The organism is Nonomuraea sp. NPDC004702, assembly GCF_053601695.1.
In genome coordinates, this window is record NZ_JBSGCE010000047.1 from 37,052 (window position 1) to 60,462 (window position 23,411).

The following is a 23,411-nucleotide window of genomic DNA, read 5'->3' on the forward strand; positions in this document are numbered from 1 at the left end:
CCGCTCTCGCGGGCAACCGCCGCCGACGCCCAGGCGTATAAGGAAGCGTGAAATCGGACAGACAGCCGTGAGCGCCACGGAACACGACTTCGGCGCATTCGTGGCCGCACGCGCCACGAGCCTGCTACGGGTCGCCTACCTCGCCTGCGGCGACGAGGCGGAGGCGGAGGACCTGCTGCAGACCGCGCTGGAGCGCACCTATCGGAACTGGGACCGGGTCCGCCACGACAGCCCCGAGCCGTACGTGCGCCGCGTCATCGTCAACGCCGCCATCAGCCGGGCCCGCCGCCGGGCGATCCTCAGGATCATCCCGATGCACAGCCCGCCGGACACTCCGGACCGGGCGACGGACACCGACCTGCGCCAGGTGCTCATGGACGCGCTGCGCGCCCTGCCGCCCCGGCAGCGGGCGGTGATCGTCCTGCGGTACTGGGAGGACCTCAGCGAGGCGCAGACCGCCGAAGTGCTCGGCTGCTCGGTCGGCACGGTCAAGAGCCAGGCGTCGAAGGCGACGGCCAAACTCCGTTCGGCCCTCGGACGGGAGACAGTGGAAGGAGTGATCAGGAATGCCCACGCTTGAGGAGGAGCTCCTCCGGCTCATGACGGAGGAGACCGCCCGGCTGCACGCCGCGCCCGACCTGGTGGAACGGGTGGTGCGCGGGTCCCGGCGCAGGCGGGTGAGGGGCCGGATCGCGGCGTTGTCGGCGTCCGTGGCGGTCGTGGCCGCGCCCGTGGCGTACCTGGGCGCGAGCACGACGACCGCGACGGGCGGCCAGGTCACGATCTCCGTGACGCCGGAGCCGCCCGCCATCGACGACACCCCGCCTCAGCCGTCGGAGCCGCCGAGCCTCGGCGATCTGGGCGACGGGATGAAGTTCGGGCACGTCAAGGTGGGATACCTGCCCGAGCGGCTGATGTGGTCGGGCTGGTCGGTGGACTTCGGCGACAAGTACACCACCGCCTACATCTACGAGGGCGACGACCCGGGCTCCTACCGGGTGCAGATCTACATGTACGAGGAGGGGGCCGTCCAGGAGCTCGGCGACCGGATCGCGGCCTACCGCGACGAGGGGGACGGCGAGGAGGTGACCGTCGGCGACCGCGGCGGCTACCTGGTCGTGCAGAACGTCGGTGAGGACGGCATGGCGGGCACCCCCACCCTCTTCCTCCGCATGGGCGACAAGCAGTGGGCCGAGATCATGTTCAGCCCGACGTACGCCAAGGAGTTCCGCGACGCCGAGGGCGTGTCCGCCGAGCTGAAGAAGATCGCCGAAGGGCTCACCCCCAACCCGTGACCGCCTCCGCCTCCACCGCGCCCCCGCGGACGTGCGCGGCACCATACCTCGGGGGGTATATTGGCGGTGGAGGTGGAGCGAATGGACATGAACGCGGCCGTCCTGGCCGAGGCGCTCACCCGGCTCAAGCGGGCCCACGGCCAGCTCGGCGGGGTGATCGCCATGATCGAGAACGGTGACGACTGCGAGCGGGTGCTGACCCAGCTCGCGGCGGTGTCCAAGGCCCTGGACCGGGCCGGATTCAAGATCATCTCCACCGGCCTGCAGCAGTGCCAGGCGGCGCGCGAGCGCGGCGAGGAGCCGGCCATCACGCCGGAGCGGCTGGAGAAGCTGTTCCTGGCCCTGTCCTGATGCAGCACTGATCTCCCCACGGGCATCCGACGGCGACGAATGAACTCGTACGCCCGAGCATGCCCGTCTTTTTACCTGCCGGATACCCCCCAGGGTATCAATGGGTAGGACGGTCCCTGACCCGGAAACCGGCCGGACCGCGACTGCGACGACACGAAGGCGGCGAAGAAGATGAGCACGATCCACATCGAGGTGGTGGAGACCTCTTCCCTGGGCGACCGCAGCTACCTCGCCCACGACGGCCAGGTCGCCCTGGTCGTCGACCCGCAGCGGGACATCGACCGGATCCTCGCCCTGGCCGGAAGGCTCGGCGTGCGCATCACCCACGTGGCCGAGACCCACCTGCACAACGACTACGTCTCGGGCGGCCTGGCCCTGGCCCGGGTGACCGGCGCCGCCTACCTGGTCGCCGCCGACGAGACCGTGCGGTTCGACCGCCGGCCGGTCTCCGACGGCGACGAGGTCACGCTGTCCGGCGCCATGAGCGTCCAGGCGGTGGCCACGCCCGGCCACACCTTCCACCACCTGTCGTACATCCTGACCGGCCCGGACGGCCCCGAAGGCGTCTTCACCGGCGGCTCCCTGCTCTTCGGCACCACCGGCCGCACCGACCTGCTCGGCGCCGAGCACGCCCACGACCTGGCCCACCACCAGCACACCTCGGCGCACCGCCTGGCCGACCTGCTGCCCGACGGCGCCCACGTGTGGCCCACCCACGGCTTCGGCAGCTTCTGCTCGGCCACGCAGGCCGACGCCCCGGCCTCCACGATCGGCCGCGAGCGGCAGGCCAACCCGGCGCTGCGCCTGGAGGCCGACGACTTCGTCGCCCAGACCCTCGCCGGTCTCGACGCCTACCCCGCCTACTACGCCCACATGGGCCCGCGCAACTCCGAGGGCGGCGGCCCGATCGACCTCACCCCCGTACGGACCGCCGACCCCGAGGAGCTCGGGAAGCGGATCGCGGCCGGGGAATGGGTGGTGGACCTGCGCTCCCGCAAGGCGTTCGCCAGCCGCCACCTGACCGGCACCCTCAGCTTCGGCCTGGACGGCCCGATGTCCACCTGGCTCGCCTGGATGGCCCCGTGGGGCGCGCCGATCACCCTGCTGGGCGAGGACGCCGCGCAGGTCGCCGCCGCCCAGCGCGAACTGGCCCGCATCGGCGTCGACCGCCCGGCCGCCGCCGCGACCGGCGACCCCGGCCGGTGGGCCGGCGGCCACGACGACCGGCTGGGCGAGCTGGCGGTGGCCACGTTCGCCGACCTGGCCGCCGTCCGCGCCGGGCGCGCGCCCGCGCACCTGCCCGCCCCGGACGTCGTGCTGGACGTGCGCATGACCAACGAATGGCGGGCCGGCCACGTCGCGGGCGCCACCCACATCCCGCTGCCCGACCTGCCGCACCGCCTGGCCGACGTCCCGGCCGGCACGGTGTGGACGCACTGCGGCTCCGGCTACCGGGCGGCCGCCGCCACCAGCCTGCTCGCCCGCGCCGGACGCCGCGTGGTGCACATCGACGACGCCTACGCGGCGGCCGCCGAGGCGGGCCTGACCATCACCGACGACTGACCCGGCGAGTTCGCCGCCGCGCGCGTCCCGGGCTCCCGCGACGTGCCGCTCGGCCTGCTGTGCGCACCACCCCACCCCGCGCCCGGACGCGCGCCGCCGTCAGGAGTGGGCGTGGCGGTCGAGGCCGAGGGTGGAGATCAGGTCCTCGTGCAGCTCGAACCAGACGCGGTGACAGGAGTCGACGTCGGTGCGGTCGACCCACGCGCCCTCCCCGTTGCGGGCGCGGGCCAGGGCCGCGGCGAAGCGCGTGTCGTACCCGCCGAACCGGGCCAGGACGCCGGTCAGCCGGTCGGCGAGCGGCTGGAGGGCGCGGCCGACGACGGTGAGCTCGTGCAGGATCCGGGCGTCCCAGGCGGGGTCGGAGTGGTCGTTGGCGGCGAGCCGGTCGCGGCCGTCCGGGCGCAGCTGCCAGTCGGTGCACGCCTTGAGCAGCAGGGCGTTCAGCGGGAGGAACTCGCGGTGGACGTCGCGGACCTCCTGCCCGCCGCCGGCCTGGTCGAGCTCGGCGGCCAGGCGCCGCTCGTCCTCGGCCCGGCCGGTCTCGGTGAGCGACCAGCCGCCGGTGCCGGCGAACTCGGAGCGGCTCACCCAGCCGCGCGCCTCGGCGTCGAGCAGCTCCTCCTCCGTCTCGGCCACGCCGAGGGCGTACCGGCGGGCGAGCACCGGGGTGTCGGCGAAGCCGGTGACGCGTACGGCGTGCAGCGCCAGCAGGCCGGGCGCGGACTGCCAGGTCATGAGCCGGCCTCCTGACGGGTGGTCAGGCGGGTGTAGTGCTGCTGGCACGCCTGCGGCGAGTTGAACCCCATCGCCTCCGCCATCTGCGCCCAGGTCAGCCCGGCGCTGCGGGCGGTGAACAGCAGGGCCGACTCGATCGCCTCGACCTCGGCGCGCGCGGCGGGCAGCAGGGCCAGCGCCCCCAGGATGTCCTCCGGCTCCAGGCCGGCGTTGCGCCAGACGGCGAACCGCGTCAGGTCGACCGCCGACGGCGGGACGGGCGGGGGTTGCCACGGGCGCGGGTCGAGCAGGTCGGCGCCCAGGGCCATGAGCCGCCGGCGGGCCTCCGTCTCGCGCTGGGCGTGGAGCTGGTCCGCGTTCAGGGCGGGGTCGTGGTTGCGTTGCATGCGGGCCATGATTCACAATCGGCGGGACATCGTCAACATTTTGTTGAAGGGCGGGCGGATGATCGTACCCCTTGTGGAGGCCGCGGCCGACACCTGCGGGGGCAAGGGCGGCGCGCTCGGCGCGCTGCTGCGGGCCGGGCTGCCGGTCCCGGACGGCTTCGTGGTGCCGTTCGCCGCCTACCTCGCCGCAGTCCGCGGCCTGGACCTCGGGCGGCACACCGCCGGACCGGACGACCTGGCCGCGGCGCGGCGGGCGATCGAGGCGCGCACGCTCGACGCCGGGCTGGCCGCGGCGCTGGCTCGGGGGCTCGGCGCGCTCGGCGACCCGCCCGTGGCCGTGCGGTCGTCGGCGGCCGACGAGGACACCGGCCTGAGCTCGGCCGCCGGCCGGTACGAGAGCTTCCTCGCCGTGCGCGGCGCGGGCGGGGTGGCCGAGGCCGTGCGCGCCTGCTGGGCCTCGCTGTTCTCGCCGCGCGCCGCCGCCGCCCGCGGGTCCGGCGACGGCGACGGGTCCGGCGACGGGCCGGCGATGGCCGTGGTCGTCCAGCGCCACCTGGACGCCGAGGCGTCCGGGGTCATGTTCACCCCCGGCGGGCCGGACGAGCCCACCGGGATCGAGGCGTCGTGGGGGCTCGGGCCCAGCGTCGTGGGCGGCACGGTCACCCCCGACTCCTACCGGGTCGCCGCGGACGGCTCGGTCGTGCGCGCCGTGGCCGACAAACGCACCCGCCTCGACCGGGAGGGCGCGCGGCTCGTCGTGCGGAACGTGCCCGACGACGTCCGAGGGCGGGCGGCGATCGACGACGCGACCGCCGTGCGGCTGGCCGGGCTGGGCGCGCGGATCGCGGCCCTGCGCGGCGGGCCGCAGGACGTCGAGTGGGCCGTCGCGGGCGGCCGCGTCTGGATCCTGCAGGCCCGCCCGATCACCGCCGCTCCCCCGACCGCCGGCCCGCCCGCCCCGGCGGCGGACGTGCCTGCCGGGGCGCTCGTCGGGACGCCGGGCAGCCGCGGAGCCGTGACCGGCACCGCGCGGATCGTGCGCGGTCCGCGCGACTTCGCCCGCGTGCTCCCGGGCGACGTGCTCGTCTGCCCCTTCACCGACCCGGCGTGGACGCCGCTGCTGCGCATCGTCGCCGGCGTCGTCACCGAGACCGGCGGCGTGCTGTCCCACGCCGCGATCGTGGCCCGCGAGCACGCCATCCCCGCCGTCCTCGGCGTCCCGGACGTGACCAGCAGGCTCCGGGACGGCGCGCTCGTCACCGTCGACGGCACCGCCGGTACCGTCACCGCCACCTGACCCTGGGAAAGGAGAGGGGAGCGGCCTGCGACACGCCGCTCCCCGACCACCTATGTCGCTACGACGCCTCTACCTGGCCCGCCACGGCGCGGCCGACGCGTTCGGGCAGCTCACCGACGCCGGGCGGCAGCAGGCGGCCCTGCTCGGCGAACGGCTGGCCGGGATGCCGATCGGCGCGGTGTGGCACTCGCCGCTGCCGCGTGCCGCCGAGAGCGCGCGCGAGCTCGCCCGGCCTCTGCCCGGCGTGCCGGTGGCCGCGGCCGACGAACTCGTCGACCATGTGCCGTACGTGCCCGCCCCCGCCGAGACGCCCGCGTCCTGGGCCGGCTACTTCGACGGCTTCGACCAGGCGGAGGCGGAGGCGGGCCGCGCGCTCGCCGACGCCCTGGTCGCCCGCTTCGCGAAGGTCCCCGACGAGCCCGCGTCCGACGTGCACGAGGTGCTGGTGACGCACGCCGGTCAGATCGCCTGGCTGGTGCGGCACGCGCTGGAGGCGCCGCCGCCGCGGTGGCTCGGCCTGAACAGCGCCAACACCGGCCTGACGATCATCGAGTACCGCACCGGCCTGCCGCCCACGATGGTGATGTTCAACGACCTGGGCCACCTCCCGTCCGGCCTGCGCTGGACCGGGTTCCCGCAGGACATGTGGCCGTGAGCGGCGGGGCGGGCGCGTCGGGAGGTGGCGTCAGGGGATGCCGCGTCAGGAGATGCTGCGTCCCTCCACCGCGTCGAGCACCAGGGGGCTGGGGCCGGGGTCGCCGCGCACGCCGAAGCCGTAGCGGTAACCGGCCCTGACCTCGGGGTCCGACAACGCCGGCAGGTGTTCCAGCGTGGCCGCGGTCACCAGCTCCCAGCCGGAGCCGGTGTCGGCGTACATGGCGGCCCGCTCGCCCACCAGCGACAGCGCGAAGCGGCCGCCGTCGGGGACGGTGACGCCCTGCTTGACGCCGAAGACCGCGATCCCGCCCGGCACCTGCGGGCCGCGCACCTCGAACCCGGCGAACCTGTGGCTGTTGACGTAGAACGCCGCCACGTCCGTGCTGCCGTCCTTGACCAGGCCCGTGTAGACGGTGTCCATGTCGGTGGAGTCGCCCTGGAACCTCCTGATCGTGATCGCCGTGGCGAACGCCGGGTTGCGCGGCGAGACGCCTGACGACATCAGCCCGAACCAGGACGCCGACGGGTGCGCGGCCGACAGCGCGCCGCCCGCGTACGTCACCTGCGGCAGCTCCTTGTCCTCCGGCTGGACCCGGTGGGCCTGGTAGCCGCCGGCCTGGTCGAAGCCGTCGGCCAGCTCCTGGTTGGCGAAGGCGTCGGGGGCGGGCGGCACGTACGCGGCCTGCGGCGGCAGCCGGAACGTCACCCGGTCCGTGTGCCCCAGGTAGGAGGCGCACACGACCGGATACTCCTGGTTCGCGGGCGCGTACGCGGTCAGCGTGGTCTCCGTCGTGCGGCTCGCGCCCGTGCGCAGGCCGGTCACCGGCAGCGCGGGCGGATCGACGGCCACGCCGTCGCAGGCGGACAGCGTGACCCGGCCGGCCATCGGCAGCACGTCCCGGTTGGTGACGGTGAAGGTGACCTTGGAGCCGAGCCGGCCGCGCTCGGCGGTGGACGCGCTCACCTCGACGTTGCGCCGGGCGAGGCCGGGCAGCGCCGCCGCGGCCAGGCTCAGCCGGTCGAGGTCGTACGAGCCCGCCCAGTCGGAGCCGGCCGAGCCGCGTACCCACACCTTGACCCGGGAGATCGCGGCGCGCGGGGCCCAGCGGGACAGGTCCAGCGTGAGCCGGTTCCAGCCGAGCTCGGGGTCGACCGTGCCGACGCCCTCCGCGACCGCGCCGCCGCGCCCGTAGACACGGACCTTGGCGGTGAAGACGTTGCCCGGCTTGAAGCCGTCGTCGGCCTCGGGCGGCACCCGGACCGACACCGACAGCGACGGCGTGCGCGAGGCGTCGAGCGGCTTGCCGAACAGCACGTCGGCGCCCTTGTACGACTTGGCGTACCGCGACCAGCCGGGCAGGTCGCGGTCGAAGCGCACGCGCAGCGCGTGCCCGCCGTCCACGGCCACCCGCTCCACGGCGGCGGCGTTGTCCGAGGGCCGCCAGCCGTCGGCGCCGGTCTCGAAGCCGGAGATCACCCGCTCGGCCACCGGCCTGGCGTCGAGCTGCGTGCCCACCGCGGCGGGCGGTTTCCTGACGGCCAGCTCGGCGGGGTCGAAGCCGGGGATGACGTCCTTCCAGTCGGAGATGCCGATGATCTTCTTGGCGAACTCGGTCACCTCCAGCGACCGGTCGGTGTCGATGGCGGCGAACACCTCGTGCAGGGGCTTGCGCTCCCCGGCGTTGGAGGGCGCGCTGTGCTCCTCGTCCCACGTCCACAGGCCGAGCCGCAGGCCGCCCTCCTGCTTGTGGTCGACGTGCCGGTGCAGGATGAAGGAGTCGATGCCGTCGGCGAAAGCGATCTTGTAGTAGGCGTACGCGTAGGCCGCGGCCTGCAGCTCCAGCTCCTTGGCGGAGTAGTCCTGGGAGTTCAGGCCCTGTTCGGAGAGGATCACCCGCCGCCGTTGCCCGTGGTAGGTCAGGTCGTCCTGGGCGAGGTAGCGCGGCAGCAGCTCGATGTTCTTGAACGTGATCCGCAGGGTGTCGAAGCCGTCCGTGGCGGTCTTGTCGTTCCAGAACGCCGGGTTGAACAGGTTCTCCGGGTAGGGGTGGTAGGCGATGTTCCAGTCGAAGTCGCCCTGGCGCTTGGTGAGGGCGTTGAGCCCGTCCACCACGTCGCGGCCCTTGTAGGTGTACTTCGGGTCGTCGTTGGCCGCGCCCGTCCAGAAGTGCGTCAGCGAGGTGTAGACGCGGGCGGCGGCGTCGGCCTTGCGCACGGCCTCCCAGGTCAGCCGCATGGCGCGGGCGTACTGGTCGAGGAAGACGGCACGGTCCTGGCGGCCCATGTTGTACCAGAACTGCTGGGCGTCGATCTCGTTGCCGACGATCCAGCCCCACGCCCGGCCGTAGCGGCCGTCGGCCTGGCTGTAGCGCTGGGCGAAGAACTCCATCGCGGCGGTGAAGTGCGCCTCGCCCTCGGCCGTCTTGGTGTTGAACGCGTACACCGTGCCCTTGCCCAGCTCGGCGTCGGGGTGGATGAGCGTGCGCGCGGCGGAGTTGGGCGCGCCGCTGTTGTAGACCAGCACGATCATGTTGACCAGGACGCCGTTGTCCGACAGCGGCTTGACCTGGGCGTCGAGCCCGGCGACGGCGCCGCGGTCGAAGTAGTACGTCTTGCCCTGCGAGACGAACTCGATGGTGTTGCCCGGGGCGCCCGGCCCGGCCGTCATGACCGAGTCGAGGGCCAGGTTGATGCCGGCGTGCTGGACGCCGATCTCCTCGGCGTCGTCGGTCATCTGCACCTGTAACCCCTTTTTGCCCGACATTTCGGGATAAGGGGCTTGGTTGGCCGACGGGAAGCTCAGCTTGTCGGCGTAGTGCACCTCTCCCAGCGGGCCGTCCGCGCCCACCGCGAGGAACTTGTCGTAGAGCCGGTCCTGGTCACCGTCCATCCGGGGCACCTCGACGCGGAACGGGCCCGCCTCGACGGACGCGACCGGCTGCTCCCCCGCGGGCGAGTCCTGCCAGGTGTCCAGCGCGTACAGCACGGCCGGGCCGGGGGCGACGCCGGTGACGGTGATCGTGTCCCCGCCGACCTCGACGCCGCTCACCCCGCCGGCCGCCGCCGCGCGCGCGGGCAGCGCCTGCGCCGGGAGGGCCAGCATCGGGACGGCCAGCGCCAGGGCGATCAACAACCGCATGTCATCTCCTCCTACTTCGCCCAGTCCTCGTCGCCCCAGGCGTTCTTCTTGATCCCGGCCTCGATGCCGCGCTTCCACCACTTGTCCAGGTCGGCCAGCTCCTCCTCCAGGGAGCGCCGGCCGAGCAGGTAGCCGTCGAAGACGTCGCGGAAGGAGGTGCCCTCCGGGCCGCCCGGCAGGGCCACCACCCGGAACGGCTTGCCCCACTCGCCCTCCAGCAGCCCGGCGGTCTCGGCCGACGGCTCGACGCCCTCGACGGCGGGCAGGCCGCCGGTCGCGTCCAGCCAGGGCTTGATCGCCGGCGAGCTCATGTACTGCAGGAACTTGACCGCCGCCGCGTACTTCTCGCCCTTGACGGTGGAGGGGATCATGTAGCTGGTGCCGCCGATCGAGGCGCCGTAGCGGGCCGGGGCCTCCGACGACAGCGGCGTGCTGGCCTTGGTGATGGTCGGGAACGGCATCGTGCCGAGCGCGAACTTGGCGTCCGCCTTCAGCGCCTCGACGGCGAAGTCCGTGCCCCACGACATGGCGGCCTTGCCCGAGACGAAGTCGCGGTAGCCCACGGTCGCGCCGCCGTCGGCGACGCCCGTCCAGTTGGGCGTGCCGCAGTCGAAGAACTCCTTGTAGATCTTCAGGGACTCGGCGACCTCGGGCGTCCTGGTGGTGAGCGTGCCCTCCTTGATGACCCTGCTCATCGACTTCTCGGTCACGGTCGGCGCCTTGCCCGGCTTGCCGGTGGCGTCGAAGAGGTTCCAGTCGTCGTGGTACTTGTCGATGAGCTGGGTACTGACCGCCTCCCACGTCCAGCCGGCGGCCAGGCCGCCCTTGTCGAGGGCGACGGGGTCGAAGCCGGCCGCCTTGAGCTTCCCGCAGGCGCTCCTGAAGTCCTCCCAGGTGGCGGGGGGCTGGTCGACGCCCGCCTTGGCGAAGGCGTCCTTGTTGTAGAACAGGCCGATGGCGACCAGGTTGAAGGGGACGTACTCCAGCTTGCCGCTCTCCTTGCTCAGCGCCTTGGAGACGGCGGGGCCGTAGTACTCCTTCCTGAACACGTCGATCCAGCGCTGGTTGCCCGGCACGTACGGGTTGGGCTTCTGCAGCTCGGCGTCGAGCGCGTGCACCTCGTGGGCCTTGTGCGGCGGCTGGTTGAAGACCAGTTCGGGCGCGGTGCCGGCGGCGAGCTGGGTGGTGATCGTCTGCATGAAGCCGTCGAGGGGCAGCACCTGCGTCCTGACCTCGATGCCGGGCTCGCGCTTCTCGAAGGCGTCGACCAGCGCCTCCCAGGCCGGTCCGAAGCTGCTGCCGCTGGCGTTCCACTGGTTGGGGCCGGCCAGCGTGATCGTCACCTTGCCGCCGCCGTCCTGGGCGGACGTGCCGCCGGTGCCGAGCAGGCCGCAGCCTGTCAGCGAGAGCAGCGCGGCCAGCGCCGCGAGCCCGCTCTTGGGGGGTGTTCTCATCGGGGTACGGGTCCTTTCCTATTGATACGTTTCAATCACGGACGCCGGCTCACTTGCCGGACACGATGCCGCCCTGGATGCCCGCCAGGAACCACTTGGACAGGAACGTGAACAGCACCACCAGCGGCAGGCTGGCCAGCACGTAGCCGGCGAACAGCGGGCCCCACTGCTGCGCGTTCTGGTTGGCGAAGAAGGCCAGCCCCGCGGGGATCGTCCGGTAGGCGTCGGTCTGCACGGTGAGCAGCGGCCAGAAGTAGTCGTTCCACACGCCCAGCACCGTCATCAGCGCGACCGTGCCGATGACCGGCCGGGCCAGCGGCAGCATGAAGGCCAGGAACAGCCGGACGCCGCCCGCCCCGTCCACCCGCGCCGCCTCGAAGATCTCCTCGGGGATCTGCGCCATGTACGTGCGCATGACGACGATCCCGAAGACCGTGTTCGCGGTGACGTGCGGGATGATCAGCACCAGCCGGCTGTCCAGGATGCCGAGGTCGCGCATCAGCACGAACAGCGGGATCAGGCTGGTGATCGAGGGCACCATGAGCAGCGCCGCGATCAGCCCGAACAGCGCGTTGCGCCCCGGGAAGCGGTAGCGGGCGAACACGAACGCCGCCGCCGGGGCCAGCAGCATCGTGCCGGCGATGGCCAGCGCCGCCACCACGAACGAGGTGAACAGGTACGGGCTGACCTGCTCCCAGGCCGCCGCGTAGTTGTCCAGGTGCACCGGCCAGGCCGGCGACCAGTAGCTGCCGAAGAACTGCTCGTTGTCCTTGACCGAGGCGGCCAGCATGAACAGGTACGGGAACAGCCCGGCGAAGGCCAGCACCGCCAGGATGCCGCCGGCCACCAGGTCGGTCCTGCGGGTGCGGCTCACGATCCCGACCTCCTGCCGAGCGCCAGCGCGCCCAGGCTCACGCCGAGCGTCAGGGCGAACAGCACGGTGCCGAGCGCGGCCGCGTACCCCCAGCTCGTGTCCACGAAGGCGGCGTCGAGCATGCGCAGCACCGGCACCTGCGTGGCGTTGTCGGGGCCGCCCTTGGTCATGATGTGGGCCTGCATGCCGTACTGGAGCACCGAGATCACCGCCAGCACCAGCAGCAGCTTGACGTCGCGGAACATCATCGGCAGGTCGATGCTCCAGAAGCGGCGCAGCCGGCCGGCGCCGTCCACCTCGGCGGCCTGGTAGATCTCGGCCGGCACGTTCTGCAGCGCCGACAGGAAGACCAGGAACGGCAGACTGGCCACCCACGGGAAGCCGATCGTCATCAGCGCGGCCAGCGCCGTGGCGGGGTCGCCGATCCAGTTGCCCGCCAGCCCGTCCAGGCCGAGCGCGCGCAGCAGGCTGTTGACGACGCCGTCGCGCGGGTCGTACATGAACTGCCACAGCAGCACGTTGACCACGGCCGGGAAGGCCAGCGGCAGGATGAGCAGGGTGCGGAAGACGAACCGCAGCCGCTCGCCGGACAGCGACATCACCAGCTCGGCGGCCAGCAGCGGGAACACCCACATGAGCGTGACGGCCCAGACGAAGATGATCCCGGCGTTGCGGAAGGAGGCCCACCACAGGTCGTCGCCGAGCATCGTGAGGTAGTTGTCCAGCCCGACGAACGGCGAGCCGAAGCCTGGCCGCCACTCGTACAGCGAGTGCAGCATGCCGTTGAGCGCCGGGTAGTAGGCGAACGCCGCGAGCAGGGCGAAGGTGGGCAGGAGGACGAGGTAGACGCCCCACGGGATCCGTCGGCGCGCTTTGGTGCTGGTCACGATCGTCAATGCCTCTCAGCGGTGGTGCGGAACGCGTACGAGCCCGAGCCGACCCGGTAGACCGCGGCCCCGTCGTCGAGGCGGTCGAAGGTCACGCCCTCCGCCTCGGCCGCCGGCCGGCCGCCCTCGGTCACCCGTTCCGGCGGCGCGGGCACGTGCACCTCGGCGCGGGTGTTGGGCGGCACGACGACGTCCAGGGCGAGGCCGCCGTCCGTCAGCCGCCAGGAGATCTCCACCTGGCCGTGCCGGGTGCGGTGGGCGGTCCGCGCCCAGCCGATCCCGCCGCCGGGACGGGGGCGCACGACGATGTCGGCGTAGCCGGGCGAGCCGGGGGCCAGGCCGCCGACCGTCCGGTACATCCAGTCGCCGACGGCGCCGTAGGCGTAGTGGTTGAAGGAGTTCATGCCGGGGTCCTGCAGCCCGCGGTGGTGGCTCCAGGAGTCCCAGCGCTCCCACATGGTCGTCGCGTCGCCGTGCACGACCGGGTAGAGCCAGGACGGGAAGGTGTCCTGCGTCAGCAGCCGGTAGGCCACGTCCAGCCGTCCGGTCGAGGTGAGCGCGTCCAGCAGGTACGGCGTGCCGAGGAACCCGGTCGACAGGTGGCCGCCGCGCGCCTCGACGTCACCGGCCAGCCGGGCCGCGGCCCTGGGCAGCTCGTGCTCCTCCAGCAGCCCGGCGGTGACGGCCAGCACGTACGCGGCCTGCGTGCCGCTCGCCACCACGCCGGGGCCCTCGACGAAGGCCGCCCGGAAGGCCCGGCGCACCCGTTCGTACAGCTCCAGGCAGGAGCGCCGGTCGGCGTCGCGGCCGAGCGCGGCGGCGAGCCCGGCCAGCTGCCGGGCCGACAGCGCGAAGATCGCCGTGCCGACGAGCCGCTTGGGGGTGTCGGCGCCGATCGACAGCCAGTCGCCGAACCCCTCGTCGGGGAAGATGCCGTTCTCGGAGCGCCGGTCCAGATAGGCCAGCCAGCGCAGCATCGGCTCGAAGCAGGCGGCCACCACGCGGGCGTCGCCGCGCAGCCGGTGCAGCGCCCACGGCAGCATGACCAGCGCGTCGCCCCAGCCGGGCGAGCCGGCCTCCTTGGGGTTGGGCGACAGGCCGCGGCCCGACAGCACGTCGGGCACCACGTGCGTGACCGCGCCGTCGTCGCCCTGGGCGTCCACCACGTCGGTCAGCCAGCTCCGCAGGAAGGCGGCGGCGTCGTAGTTGAACAGGGCGGTCGGGGCGAAGGCCCAGATGTCGCCGGTCCAGCCGAGCCGCTCGTCCCGCTGCGGGCAGTCGGTGGGGACGGCCAGGAAGTTGCCGCGCTGCCCCCACACGATGTTGCGCTGCAACCGGTCGAGCCGCTCGTCGGAGCAGGTGAACTCGCCGGCCGGCTCCATCGCGGCGTGGGCCACCCTGGCCGTGATCGACTCGGGGGCCGCGCGCAGGCCGGACACCTCGGCGTACCGGAAGCCGTGGAAGGTGAACCTCGGCTCGAACGTCTCGGCCTGCTCGCCGCGGGGCAGGAACTCGTCCGTGGCGCGGGCCGAGCGCAGGTTGGCCAGGTGCAGCCCGCCCTCGTGGTCGAGCACCTCGGCGTGCCGCAGCACCACCGGGCGGTCGCGGCCGGCGCGGCCGGTGAGCCGGACCCAGCCGACCAGGTTCTGGCCGAAGTCGGCGATCCACACGCCGGGCCGGTGCTCCCACACCCGCACCGGCTCCACCTCCTCGTGCACCCGGATCGGCGGCGCGACGGAGGCGGTCACCCGGCCGGCCGGCGGGCTCACCGGCACCGCGGGCGCCCAGCCGGAGTCGTCGAACCCGGCGGCCGTCCAGCCGAGCGGCTCGGCCGCCAGGTCCTGCCGCTCGCCGTTCTGCAGGTCGGCGTAGCGGATCGCGCCGGAGCCGGCGCGCCAGTCGGCGTCGGTGCGCAGCCGGGTGCGGGTGCCGTCCTCGTGCAGGATCTCCAGCTCGGCGCGGAAGGCCAGGCGGCGGCCGTACTGGAAGGAGCCGAACCAGCTGATGTTGCCGGCGTACCAGCCGTCGGCGAGGACCGCGCCGATCGTGTTGCGTCCCTCCGACACCAGCGCCGTCACGTCGTAGGTCTGGTACGTGACGCGGTGACGGTAGTCGGTCCAGCCGGGGGCCAGGTGGTCGGCGCCGACCCGGGCGCCGTTGAGGTGGATCTCGTAGACGCCGAGCGCGGTGGCGTACAGCCTGGCCCGGCGCACCGGCGACGGCACGCCGAACTCGCGCCGCAGGTACGGGCTCGGCCGGTCGCCGACCGGTTCGCGGCCCAGCGGCGGGTCGCCGTGCAGCCCGACCTCCTCGGCCAGCCGCCAGCCGGAGTCGTCGAAGCCGGGCTGCTCGAAGCCCTCGCCCGGCCGGTCCTCGGCCCGCCACCGGCCGCCGGAGGTGACGGTCACCGTGCTCTCGCCCGCCACCGGGACGAGCTGCGGCAGCGCGGGCCGCCCCTCGACCACGACCTCCAGCCGCACGCACAGCCCCCGCCCGGCGGCCCTGATCGCGAGCACGTTCTCGCCCGAGGCCACCAGGTCGCCGGCGTCGGCCACGAACGCGCCCGCCCGCCGCTCCCCCGCGACCCGCACCCCGTTGACGTACGCCTCGACCGCCTCGACCGACCCGGCCGCCTGGACCACCTCGGCCGACCCGGCCGATCCGGCCGCCTCGGTCCCGCCGCCGTCGCCGATCACCAGCCACGCCGACAGCGGCCTGGCCCCGCCCGGCACCGAGAACCGCGTCCGGAACGCCCCGGCCGGCGCCCCGGACGGGCCGAGCGGGCCGGCGACCCAGATGCGCGGCACGTTCTCCAGCGACGGCAGCCGCTCGGAGCCGGGCACCATGGGGGTGCCGATCCAGCCCGCCATCCAGCCGCCGGCCTCGCCGAGCCCGGTCTCGAACCAGTGCGCGGGGCTCCAGCCGGACCATTCGCCGTGCTCGTCGGCCACCTTGACCCGCCACTGGTAGCGCGTCCTCGGCCGCAGCGCGGCGCCGCCGTACGGGACGTCGAAGGTCGCGGCCGAGCTCACCACGCCGCTGTCCCAGACGGATTCGGCCTCCTCGTCGGCCGGATCGCCCTCCCGGGCCACGACCAGCCGGTACGCGCTCTGCGCCCGTCCACGCCCGGCCCCGGTGATCCGCCAGGAGAACTCCGGCGTGTCCACGTCGAGGCCGAGTGGTTCGGCCAGTCCTTCGACGCGCAGGTCGGTCACGGCGAGATGCGACAAGGGTACTCCCGGCTAGTTGAAACATTTCAAGCAATGCGCACCGTAGGCACCGTGAGGTACATCCGTCAATGCCCCGGTTCCAGATGTGCAGCGCGGGTTCGTTTGGCTGAAACATTTCAACCAGTAGACTGGCCCTCTCTGCCAGGTGACCAGAAGGGCTGTCCACCGGTGACCGACATCCACAAGCCGGCCGAGCGCCGCCGGCTCAGCATGGTCGACGTCGCGGCCCATGCCGGCGTGTCCGTGGGAACGGTCTCCAACGTGCTCAACCGGCCCGAGCTGGTGGCCGAGCGCACGTTGCGCCGGGTGCGCGCCTCCATCAAGACGCTCGGCTTCGTGCCCAGCGCGCCGGCCCGGCAGCTGCGCGGCGGCTCGGGCCGCTCGGTCGGCGTGATGGTGCGCGACATCGGCAACCCGTTCTTCAGCGAGGTGCTGCCGGGCATCGAGACCCGGCTGTCGCAGGAGCAGCTGCTCCTGGTGCTGTGCAGCTCCGGCGACTCGGTCGAGAAGGAGGCCCACTACCTGCAGATCCTGGAGCAGCACCGGGTGCCCGGCATCCTCATCACGCCCGCCGGGCCCGACATCTCCCATCTGGTGGAGCTGCGCCGGCGCGGCATCGGCATGGTGCTGCTCGACCGGCCGGGCGCCGACGCCCAGCTCTGCGCGGTGGCGGTGGACAACGTCCGGGGCGGCGAGCTGGCCGGCGCCCACCTGCTCGCGCTCGGCCACCGGCGCATCGCCTTCCTCAACGGGCCGCCGATCGTGCGCCAGTGCGCCGATCGGCGCGAGGGGCTGGCCAGGGCGGTGCGGGCCGCCGGGCTCGACCCCGACGAGGTGATCACCGAGGTCACGCTGCCCGCGCTGACGCCGCGCGAGGGCGAGGCGGCGCTGGAGCGGCTGCCCGCGCGCAAGGGGCCGACGGCGCTGTTCTGCGTCAACGACACGGTGGCGCTGGGCGCGCTGCGCGGCCTGGAGCGGCGCGGGGTGCGCGTCCCGCACGACATGGCGGTGCTGGGCTACGACGACGTCGAGTTCGCCGAGCTGCTGTCGCCGTCGCTGACCTCGGTCCGGCAGCCCAAGCACCAGCTCGGCCAGGCGGCCGCGGAGCTGCTGCTCACCGACGCCCGGGGCGACGCCAACCACTGGCACCAGGAGATCGTCTTCCAGCCGGAGCTCATGGTCAGGGCGTCGACCGTTCCTCAGTGACGTTTCAAGTCAGTCCGCCGCAGCGAATCGGGTCTTGCCTGGCCGCCTTCTGGGCCTCATTGTTGAGACGTTTAAATCCAGGAGGTCCCATGGGTTGGGTTGCCCGTATCGCCGCCGTCCTCTTACTTCTCCTTCCGGCCGCTCCGGCCGCCGCCACCGTCACCACCACCGCCGCCGCTCTGCCGTACCCGGTCAGGTCCGACTACCGCATCAAGGGCCTGCAACCGGACTTCTGGCCTGACAAGAACGAGATCGCCGGCAACAACGCCGGCGGCGTCGCCATGAACCTCATCTGGGCCGACTGGGAGCCCAGTGTGAAGACGCCGCCGTGCGCGGCGGGCGCGCAGGAGTTCGGCGGACGCTGCTTCACCGTCGGCTCGGCCGTCGACGCCGCCATCAGGGACTGGACCGCCCGCGGTCTCGTCGTCACCGCCGTCGTCTACGGCACCCCGGCCTGGGCCCGCGGGGCCCGTCCCTGCACGCCCGCCGCCCCCGGGTTCGAGAAGTTCTGCGTCCCCGACGACCCGGCCGACTACGGCCGCTTCGCCGGCATGCTGGCCCAGCGCTACGACGGGCAGCACGGCAACGGCCGCATCGCCGACTTCGTCGTCATGAACGAGGTCAACAGCAACACCTGGTTCGACATCGGCTGCGGCCAGGGCACGGCCTGCGGCACGACCGCCTGGCTGGACGCGATCGCCGCGAACTACAACGCCGCCTACGACGCCGTCATGGCCGAGCAGCCCACCGCGAAGGTGCTCACCTCGCTCGACCACCACTTCGGCACCGCCTACGACCAGCCGGCCGCCTCCGAGGCGATGTTGTCGGGCATGACCGTGCTCAAGGGCCTGGCGGCGCGGGCCGGCAACCGGGCCTGGCGGGTCGCCTACCACCCCTACCCGCCGAACCTGCTGGCGCCGCAGTTCTCCGCCGACGACTTCCCGAAGGTCACCTACGGCAACATCGGCGTGCTGGTCGGCTGGCTGCGCCAGCAGTTCCCGAACACGCCGTCGGCCTGGCAGGTGCAGCTCACCGAGAGCGGCGTGAACTCGTTGTCGCCCTCGTCGGAGGCCGCGCAGGCGTCGCAGTTGTGCAACTCCTTCCGCAACGTCCTCGGCACGCCGGGCATCGAGAGCTACGTCTGGCACCGCATGAGCGACCACCCGGACGAGACGGCGGCCGGCCTCGGCGTGGGGCTGCGCCGTACCGACGGCTCGGCCAAGCCGGCCTGGGCCACGTGGGCGCTGGCCAACCGGAACGACCTGTCACCCCCGCAGTTGTCGTGCGGCTTCGAGCTGCTGCCCCACACCCAGCTGCGCCGCGGCTACCAGGCGAGCAAGGGGCACGTGGCCAGCTCCCGGCTGCTGCCGCCCGGCTTCACCCAGGAACGCGTGTGGAAGCTGCTGCGCGACCAGGCGGCCGGCACCGTGCCCCTGTACGAGTGCAAGGTCGGCGCGCACACCATGCTCACCCGCGACCCCGGCTGCGAGGGGCAGTTCCCGATGGGCCCGGTCGGGCACGTCTACACCAGCCAGGTGCCCGGATCGGTCGCGCTGCACCGGTGCCGGGCCGCGAGCGGCGACCACCTGGTCACGGACCAGGCGGGCTGCGAGGGCCTGATCCACGAGCAGGTCCTCGGCTACGCGCTGCCCTGACCCCGTCCCGGGCCGGCGGCCGTCCGCGTGACGGCCGCCGGCCCGGCGGCTAACGGGCCCGCTTCGCCGGTGTCCTGGGCGCGGCGCGGACCAGGGTGAAGTCGTCGACGTCGAAGTTCGCGCCGGTGAACACCAGGTACAGCCGGGCCGTGCCGGAGGGCACGCCGGTCAGCGTCGTGGAGACGTCGGCGTAGGACTCCCAGCCGCCGGTGTCCGGCACGGTGACGGCGCCGAGCACCGGCCCGGCCGGCGAGCCGGTGCGGATCTCGAAGCCGCCCGACGGCCCCGGCGAGGCCACCCGCGCCCGGAACGCGGTGACCCCGGTGAGGTCCACGTCGTAGGCCGCCCAGTCACCCGGGTTGACGTAGCCGAGCACGGTGCCGCCGTGCGCGGGCGCGTGCGGGTAGGTGGCCACGCCGGACGCCTGCGCCCAGGTCTCGGCCTGGACGACGGAGTCCCCGGTGGGCGGGCCTAGCTCCTTGATCCGGATGTTGCGGAAGGACGCCTGGTCGGCGTCGCTGTGGTTCTGGATGCCGATGTGCCCGTTCTTCAGCGAGCGGGCCGGGTCGGTGTTGGTGAAGTCGTTGATCCTGGCGCCGTTGAGGAAGACCTGGAGGCGTTCGCCCTCGACCCGGATCTCGTAGGTGTTCCACTCCCCCGGCGGGTTCAGCGCGGCGTCGCGGGCGGCGATGTCGGCGGCCTTGAAGCCGTAGACCGAGCCGGTGGTCCGGTCCGGCGCGTCGGTGGCGTCGATCTGGATCTCGTAGCCGTTGTTCACCGCCGAGGACGGGTCGGTCGAGGGCGGGAAGCCGACGAAGACGCCGGAGTTGTCGTCACCGGCCAGCTTCCAGTCCAGCTTGAGCGAGTAGGAGGTGGTGTACTCCTTGGCCTTGTACCACAGCAGGCCCATGCCGCCCTGCGAGGTCAGCGTGCCGCCGGCGTTGGCGAACCCGCCCGGCCCGGCCTGCTCCCAGCCGGTGGTCGAGCCGTTGTAGAGGGTGGTGTAGCCGGTCTCGGGGCGGCAGTCGGCCTTGGCCTGGCCGGTGGCGTAGGCCAGGCCGCCGCGCAGGTGCTGCCGGAAGGCGGGCTCGGCGAAGGACTCCGCGGTGTGCCCGCCGCCGGTGTAGAAGGACCGCCCCCCGTCGTACGGCTTGCACCAGGCGATCGGGTGGTCGGCGCCCATCGTGCCGCCCGAGTACGTCGACTCGTCCAGGGTGGCCAGCACGTGGGCGCCGGTCCTGGCGTTGGTCCGGTAGTCGTACCATTCGTCCGTCCGCGGCCAGGTGGCGTCGAGGTGGGCGGTCGCCGGGTGGGCGCGGTCCTCGACCTTGACCGTCGCCTTCTGCACCGCCGGGTGGGCGGCGAACCAGGCGCCGACGAGGCCGCCGTACCAGGGCCAGTCGTACTCGGTGTCGGCGGCCGCGTGCACGCCGGCGTAGCCGCCGCCCGCCTTGACGTACGCCTCGAACGCGGCCTGCTGCGCGGCGTCGAGCACGTCACCGGTGGTGTTGAGGAAGACCACCGCCTTGTAGGCGGCCAGGTTAGCCGTGGTGAACGCGGCCGGGTCCTCGGTGGCGGTCACGCCGAACCCGAGATCCCTGATCGCCTGGACGCCCGCCGCGATCGAGTCGTGCCGGAAGCCCGCCGTACGGGAGAAGACCAGGACGGCGGGGCCGCCGGCGGCTGGGGTCGCCGTGGTGAACCTCTGGGGCGTGCCGCCGTTGCACGTCCTGATGACGAGCTGGGCCGGGTCGGCGGCGTCGAGGCACTTGCCGAGCGCCTTGAGCGCGCCGCCCTCGGCGGTCCACTTCTGCGCGCCCGTGCCGTTGCAGGTCCAGATCTGCACCTTGGTGCCGTCGGCGGTGCCGGCCCCGGCCACGTCGAGGCACTTGCCGAGCGCCTTGACGGTCTGGCCGTCGATGGCCCAGTTCTGGGCGTTCGTACCGTTGCAGGAGTAGAGCTGCACCTTGGTGCCGTCGGCGGTGCCCGCGCCCGCGACGTCCACGCACCTGCCGTCGGCGGCGCGGATCGGGCCGACCGCCATCGCCTCCTTGGCCAGGGTGAAGTCGTCGAGGTCGAACAGCGCCCCGGCGCCCCCGGTGAAGACCAGGTAGAGCGTGGTGGACGCGGCGGTCGCGCCGGTCAGCGGGGCCTGCACGTCGGTGAAGGTCTCCCAGCCGCCCGTCACCGGGACGGCGGCCTTGCCGAGCAGCGGCCCGGTGGGCGAGCCCGCGCGCACCTCGATGGAGCCGCCGACGCCCCCGGAGGAGACCCGCGCCCGGAACGTCCTGGCGTCGTCGAGCCGGTAGGGGGTGAAGGCGATCCAGTCGCCGTTGTGCACGTCGCCGACCGTCCTGCCGCCGTGCGCGGCCGCCTTGGAGATCTGCGAGACGCCGGACATCGTCGCGTAGTGCTCGGCCTGGCGGTGGCGGGGCTGCAGGACGTGCTGGGTGTGGGTGGTCAGGCCGCCCTTGTCGGTGTACTCGGCGTCGAAGACGGCGAAGATGTTGGCCGCGTCGTCGTGCTCGCCGTCGGCCGGGATCGTCAGCTCGCCCGCGCAGCCGTTCTTCGAGGTGATCTGGTGGCCGTGGCTGTCATGGCCGAGCACGTAGGTCATCCTCACCTTGGCGCAGTCGATCTGCGTGTCCTCGGGGTCGGTCACCCCGATCGTGAAGGGCACGGTGTCGCCCCAGGTGAACAGCGTCCCGGGGCCGGGCGTGCCGATGGTCACGGCGGGGGCGGTGTTGCCGGCCGTGATGACCACGCCGGCGGTGCCGGCGTTGCCCTGGGGGTCGCGCACGGTGAGCGTGGCGGTGAACTCGCCCTCGGTGGTGTAGGTCTTGGTGGGGTTCGGGGCGGTGGAGGTGGTGCCGTCGCCGAAGTTCCAGGCGTAGGTGAGCGCGCCGCCCTCGGGGTCGGCGGAGCCGGCGCTGGAGAAGGCGACGGTGAGCGGGAGCTTGCCGGACGTCCTGTCGGCCTTGGCGACCGCGACCGGCGAGCGGTTGCGGTCCTTGATGTACTCGACGCGGTAGAGGGCGGAGTTGGCGTCGCCGCCGAAGTAGCCGGAGCCGTAGTCGAGGACGTAGAGCGCGCCGTCCGGCCCGAAGGCCAGGTCCATGACCTGCGTGCCGGTCCAGGGGAAGGCGGCGATCTCGCCGCGCGTGCCGTCGGCGGCCACGTCGATCGCCTTGATCCACTTGCGGCCGAACTCGCCGGCGAAGAAGTGCCCGTCGAGGTCCTGGGGGAACTTGACGGCGGAGTTCAGGGCGGCGTCGTAGCGGTAGACCGGGCCGCCCATCGGCGACTCCGAGCCGCTGCCGAACTCGGGCGGCGAGCCGGCGTCGCCCCCGTACCTGATCCAGGCGGGCTTGGCGGGCGGGAGCTTGGCCAGGCCGGTGTTGCGCGGCGAGTCGTTGGCCGGGCCGCCCGCGGCGCAGTCGTACTTCTGGCCGGAGGGGCCCGAGGGGAAGGTGTAGTCGTTGTAGGTCTCGGTCAGGGTGTTGGTGCCGGTGCAGTACGGCCAGCCGTAGTTGCCGGGGCCGGTGACGCGGTCGAACTCGACCTGCCCGGCGGGCCCGCGGCCCGGGTCGGTGCTGCCGGCGTCGGGGCCGTAGTCGCCGACGTAGACCACGCCGGTGGCCTTGTCCACGGTCATCCTGAACGGGTTGCGGAAGCCCATGGCGTAGATCTCGGGCCTGGTCCGCGCGGTGCCCGGCGGGAAGAGGTTGCCCGCGGGGATCGTGTAGGTGCCGTCCGCGGGGTTCACCTTGATGCGCAGGATCTTGCCGCGCAGGTCGTTGGTGTTGCCGGCGCTGCGCTGGGCGTCGTAGACGGGGTTGCGGTCGGGGCGCTCGTCGATGGGGGCGTAGCCGGCCGAGTCGAAAGGGTTGGAGTCGTCGCCGGTGGACAGGTAGAGGTTGCCCCGGGCGTCGAAGTCCATGTCGCCGCCGACGTGGCAGCACATGCCGCGGTCGGCGGCCACGTCGAGCACGGTCCGCTGGGAGGCCAGGTCGAGCGTCCAGTCGGGCTTGAGGGTGAACCGGGCCAGGCGGTTGACGCCCTGCCAGGCCGACCAGTCGGTGCCGGTGGCGGGCGCGTCGCCGGACGGCGTGCTGAGGCGGGGGGCGTAGTAGAGGTAGATGGTCCGGTTGGCGGCGAAGCCGGGGTCCACGGCGACGCCCTGGAGGCCCTCCTCGTCGTGGGTGTAGACGGGCAGCGCGCCGACCACGGTGGTCAGTCCCTGGGCGTCGGTGCGGCGCAGCGTCCCGTCGCGCGCGGTGTGCAGCACCGACAGGTCGGGCAGCACGGCCATGGTCATCGGCTCGCCCATCTCGGCGACGCCCTTGGCCAGCTCGACGCGCTGGTAGTCGGCGGGGTCGACGGCGGCGTGGGCGCGGGCGGGCGGGGCGGCCACGGGGAGCACGACCGCGCTCGACATGGCCAGGAGGACGGCGCTGACCCGCGCCGTCCATCGGGAGGCACGGGTGGGCCTGCTGGGGGGCATCGCGGAGGTTCCCTTTCCGTGGGGGGTGGACCGGGAAGGAGGGTTCCATTGGCGGACGATCGAAGAACCTTCGTAGATCGCGACAGTAGATCTGACTTTTGATGATTGTCAACGAAAGTCTGTTAAGTCCTAGACGAAACGGTTTCGGCCCGTGGCCGGAACGACGAAGCGCCCCGCC

16 protein-coding genes are annotated in these 23,411 nt (G+C 73.1%); 8 read left to right on the plus strand and 8 right to left on the minus strand.

The features are described from left to right. The first annotated feature begins 67 nt into the window (after positions 1-67). From ACWEJ6_RS39470 to ACWEJ6_RS39485, 4 genes are all read left to right on the plus strand, one after another. Positions 68-580, plus strand: coding sequence for a SigE family RNA polymerase sigma factor (locus ACWEJ6_RS39470; RefSeq protein WP_358010973.1), 513 nt, complete (start codon positions 68-70; stop codon positions 578-580). Further along, the gene (locus ACWEJ6_RS39475; RefSeq protein WP_452430560.1) at positions 567-1,295 is read left to right on the plus strand and encodes a hypothetical protein; all 729 of its coding nucleotides are present in this window, start codon (positions 567-569) and stop codon (positions 1,293-1,295) included. Before ACWEJ6_RS39470 ends, ACWEJ6_RS39475 begins: the two co-directional genes overlap by 14 nt. An 81-nt stretch (positions 1,296-1,376) precedes the next feature. Beyond that, positions 1,377-1,646, plus strand: a complete 270-nt coding sequence (locus tag ACWEJ6_RS39480; protein ID WP_352328991.1) for a metal-sensitive transcriptional regulator — start codon at positions 1,377-1,379, stop codon at positions 1,644-1,646. 171 nt (positions 1,647-1,817) lie between these two features. Next, complete coding sequence (locus tag ACWEJ6_RS39485; protein ID WP_452430563.1) at positions 1,818-3,209, plus strand: MBL fold metallo-hydrolase; 1,392 nt, start codon at positions 1,818-1,820, stop codon at positions 3,207-3,209. A gap of 99 nt (positions 3,210-3,308) precedes the next feature. Here the strand turns inward: ACWEJ6_RS39485 and ACWEJ6_RS39490 are convergent, their stop codons facing one another. Together ACWEJ6_RS39490 and ACWEJ6_RS39495 are read right to left on the minus strand one after the other, a co-directional pair. Then, the gene (locus tag ACWEJ6_RS39490) at positions 3,309-3,944 is read right to left on the minus strand and encodes a transcriptional regulator (RefSeq protein WP_387680895.1); all 636 of its coding nucleotides are present in this window, start codon (positions 3,942-3,944) and stop codon (positions 3,309-3,311) included. Then, positions 3,941-4,330 (minus strand): DNA-binding protein, encoded by a 390-nt coding sequence (locus tag ACWEJ6_RS39495; protein ID WP_387680898.1) that lies wholly within the window; start codon positions 4,328-4,330, stop codon positions 3,941-3,943. The genes ACWEJ6_RS39490 and ACWEJ6_RS39495 overlap by 4 nt, the downstream gene beginning before the upstream one ends. A 58-nt stretch (positions 4,331-4,388) precedes the next feature. Between ACWEJ6_RS39495 and ACWEJ6_RS39500 the strand changes: the two genes are divergently transcribed. Both ACWEJ6_RS39500 and ACWEJ6_RS39505 read left to right on the plus strand, forming a co-directional pair. Continuing rightward, complete coding sequence (locus ACWEJ6_RS39500; RefSeq protein WP_452430566.1) at positions 4,389-5,627, plus strand: PEP/pyruvate-binding domain-containing protein; 1,239 nt, start codon at positions 4,389-4,391, stop codon at positions 5,625-5,627. 52 nt (positions 5,628-5,679) lie between these two features. After that, positions 5,680-6,282 (plus strand): histidine phosphatase family protein, encoded by a 603-nt coding sequence (locus ACWEJ6_RS39505; RefSeq protein WP_452430568.1) that lies wholly within the window; start codon positions 5,680-5,682, stop codon positions 6,280-6,282. 45 nt (positions 6,283-6,327) lie between these two features. On the opposite strand, the gene ACWEJ6_RS39510 is transcribed toward ACWEJ6_RS39505, so the two are convergent. From ACWEJ6_RS39510 to ACWEJ6_RS39530, 5 genes are read right to left on the minus strand one after another with little or no spacing between them, the layout of a single operon-like run. Next, positions 6,328-9,423: a DUF5722 domain-containing protein gene (locus ACWEJ6_RS39510; RefSeq protein WP_452430570.1), complete on the minus strand. Its 3,096-nt coding sequence runs from the start codon at positions 9,421-9,423 to the stop codon at positions 6,328-6,330. Positions 9,424-9,434: 11 nt separating this feature from the next. After that, the gene (locus tag ACWEJ6_RS39515; RefSeq protein WP_452430572.1) at positions 9,435-10,877 is read right to left on the minus strand and encodes an ABC transporter substrate-binding protein; all 1,443 of its coding nucleotides are present in this window, start codon (positions 10,875-10,877) and stop codon (positions 9,435-9,437) included. A 49-nt stretch (positions 10,878-10,926) separates the two neighbouring features. Next, the gene (locus ACWEJ6_RS39520) at positions 10,927-11,751 is read right to left on the minus strand and encodes a carbohydrate ABC transporter permease (RefSeq protein ID WP_452430574.1); all 825 of its coding nucleotides are present in this window, start codon (positions 11,749-11,751) and stop codon (positions 10,927-10,929) included. Beyond that, complete coding sequence (locus ACWEJ6_RS39525; protein ID WP_387680913.1) at positions 11,748-12,638, minus strand: carbohydrate ABC transporter permease; 891 nt, start codon at positions 12,636-12,638, stop codon at positions 11,748-11,750. The genes ACWEJ6_RS39520 and ACWEJ6_RS39525 overlap by 4 nt, the downstream gene beginning before the upstream one ends. Positions 12,639-12,643: 5 nt before the next feature. After that, positions 12,644-15,868, minus strand: a complete 3,225-nt coding sequence (locus ACWEJ6_RS39530; RefSeq protein ID WP_452430577.1) for a family 78 glycoside hydrolase catalytic domain — start codon at positions 15,866-15,868, stop codon at positions 12,644-12,646. 168 nt (positions 15,869-16,036) lie between these two features. Here ACWEJ6_RS39530 and ACWEJ6_RS39535 point away from each other — a divergent pair, with 168 nt between their 5' ends. Together ACWEJ6_RS39535 and ACWEJ6_RS39540 are read left to right on the plus strand one after the other, a co-directional pair. After that, positions 16,037-17,074, plus strand: a complete 1,038-nt coding sequence (locus ACWEJ6_RS39535) for a LacI family DNA-binding transcriptional regulator (protein WP_387680919.1) — start codon at positions 16,037-16,039, stop codon at positions 17,072-17,074. A gap of 89 nt (positions 17,075-17,163) precedes the next feature. Next, on the plus strand, positions 17,164-18,729 hold the full coding sequence (locus ACWEJ6_RS39540; RefSeq protein ID WP_452430580.1) for a DUF5722 domain-containing protein: 1,566 nt from the start codon (positions 17,164-17,166) through the stop codon (positions 18,727-18,729). 49 nt (positions 18,730-18,778) lie between these two features. On the opposite strand, the gene ACWEJ6_RS39545 is transcribed toward ACWEJ6_RS39540, so the two are convergent. Continuing rightward, positions 18,779-23,233: a ThuA domain-containing protein gene (locus ACWEJ6_RS39545; protein ID WP_452430582.1), complete on the minus strand. Its 4,455-nt coding sequence runs from the start codon at positions 23,231-23,233 to the stop codon at positions 18,779-18,781. Between the last annotated feature and the right edge of the window lie 178 nt (positions 23,234-23,411).

Coding starts and splice junctions, on each gene's coding strand:
- ACWEJ6_RS39485 (WP_452430563.1), top strand. CDS start 1,818: ATGAGCACGATCCACATCGAGGTGGTGGAGACCTCTTCCCTGGGCGAC.
- ACWEJ6_RS39490 (WP_387680895.1), bottom strand. CDS start 3,944: ATGACCTGGCAGTCCGCGCCCGGCCTGCTGGCGCTGCACGCCGTACGC.
- ACWEJ6_RS39510 (WP_452430570.1), bottom strand. CDS start 9,423: ATGCGGTTGTTGATCGCCCTGGCGCTGGCCGTCCCGATGCTGGCCCTC.
- ACWEJ6_RS39515 (WP_452430572.1), bottom strand. CDS start 10,877: ATGAGAACACCCCCCAAGAGCGGGCTCGCGGCGCTGGCCGCGCTGCTC.
- ACWEJ6_RS39540 (WP_452430580.1), top strand. CDS start 17,164: ATGGGTTGGGTTGCCCGTATCGCCGCCGTCCTCTTACTTCTCCTTCCG.
- ACWEJ6_RS39505 (WP_452430568.1), top strand. CDS start 5,680: ATGTCGCTACGACGCCTCTACCTGGCCCGCCACGGCGCGGCCGACGCG.
- ACWEJ6_RS39545 (WP_452430582.1), bottom strand. CDS start 23,233: ATGCCCCCCAGCAGGCCCACCCGTGCCTCCCGATGGACGGCGCGGGTC.
- ACWEJ6_RS39480 (WP_352328991.1), top strand. CDS start 1,377: ATGGACATGAACGCGGCCGTCCTGGCCGAGGCGCTCACCCGGCTCAAG.
- ACWEJ6_RS39500 (WP_452430566.1), top strand. CDS start 4,389: ATGATCGTACCCCTTGTGGAGGCCGCGGCCGACACCTGCGGGGGCAAG.
- ACWEJ6_RS39475 (WP_452430560.1), top strand. CDS start 567: ATGCCCACGCTTGAGGAGGAGCTCCTCCGGCTCATGACGGAGGAGACC.
- ACWEJ6_RS39495 (WP_387680898.1), bottom strand. CDS start 4,330: ATGCAACGCAACCACGACCCCGCCCTGAACGCGGACCAGCTCCACGCC.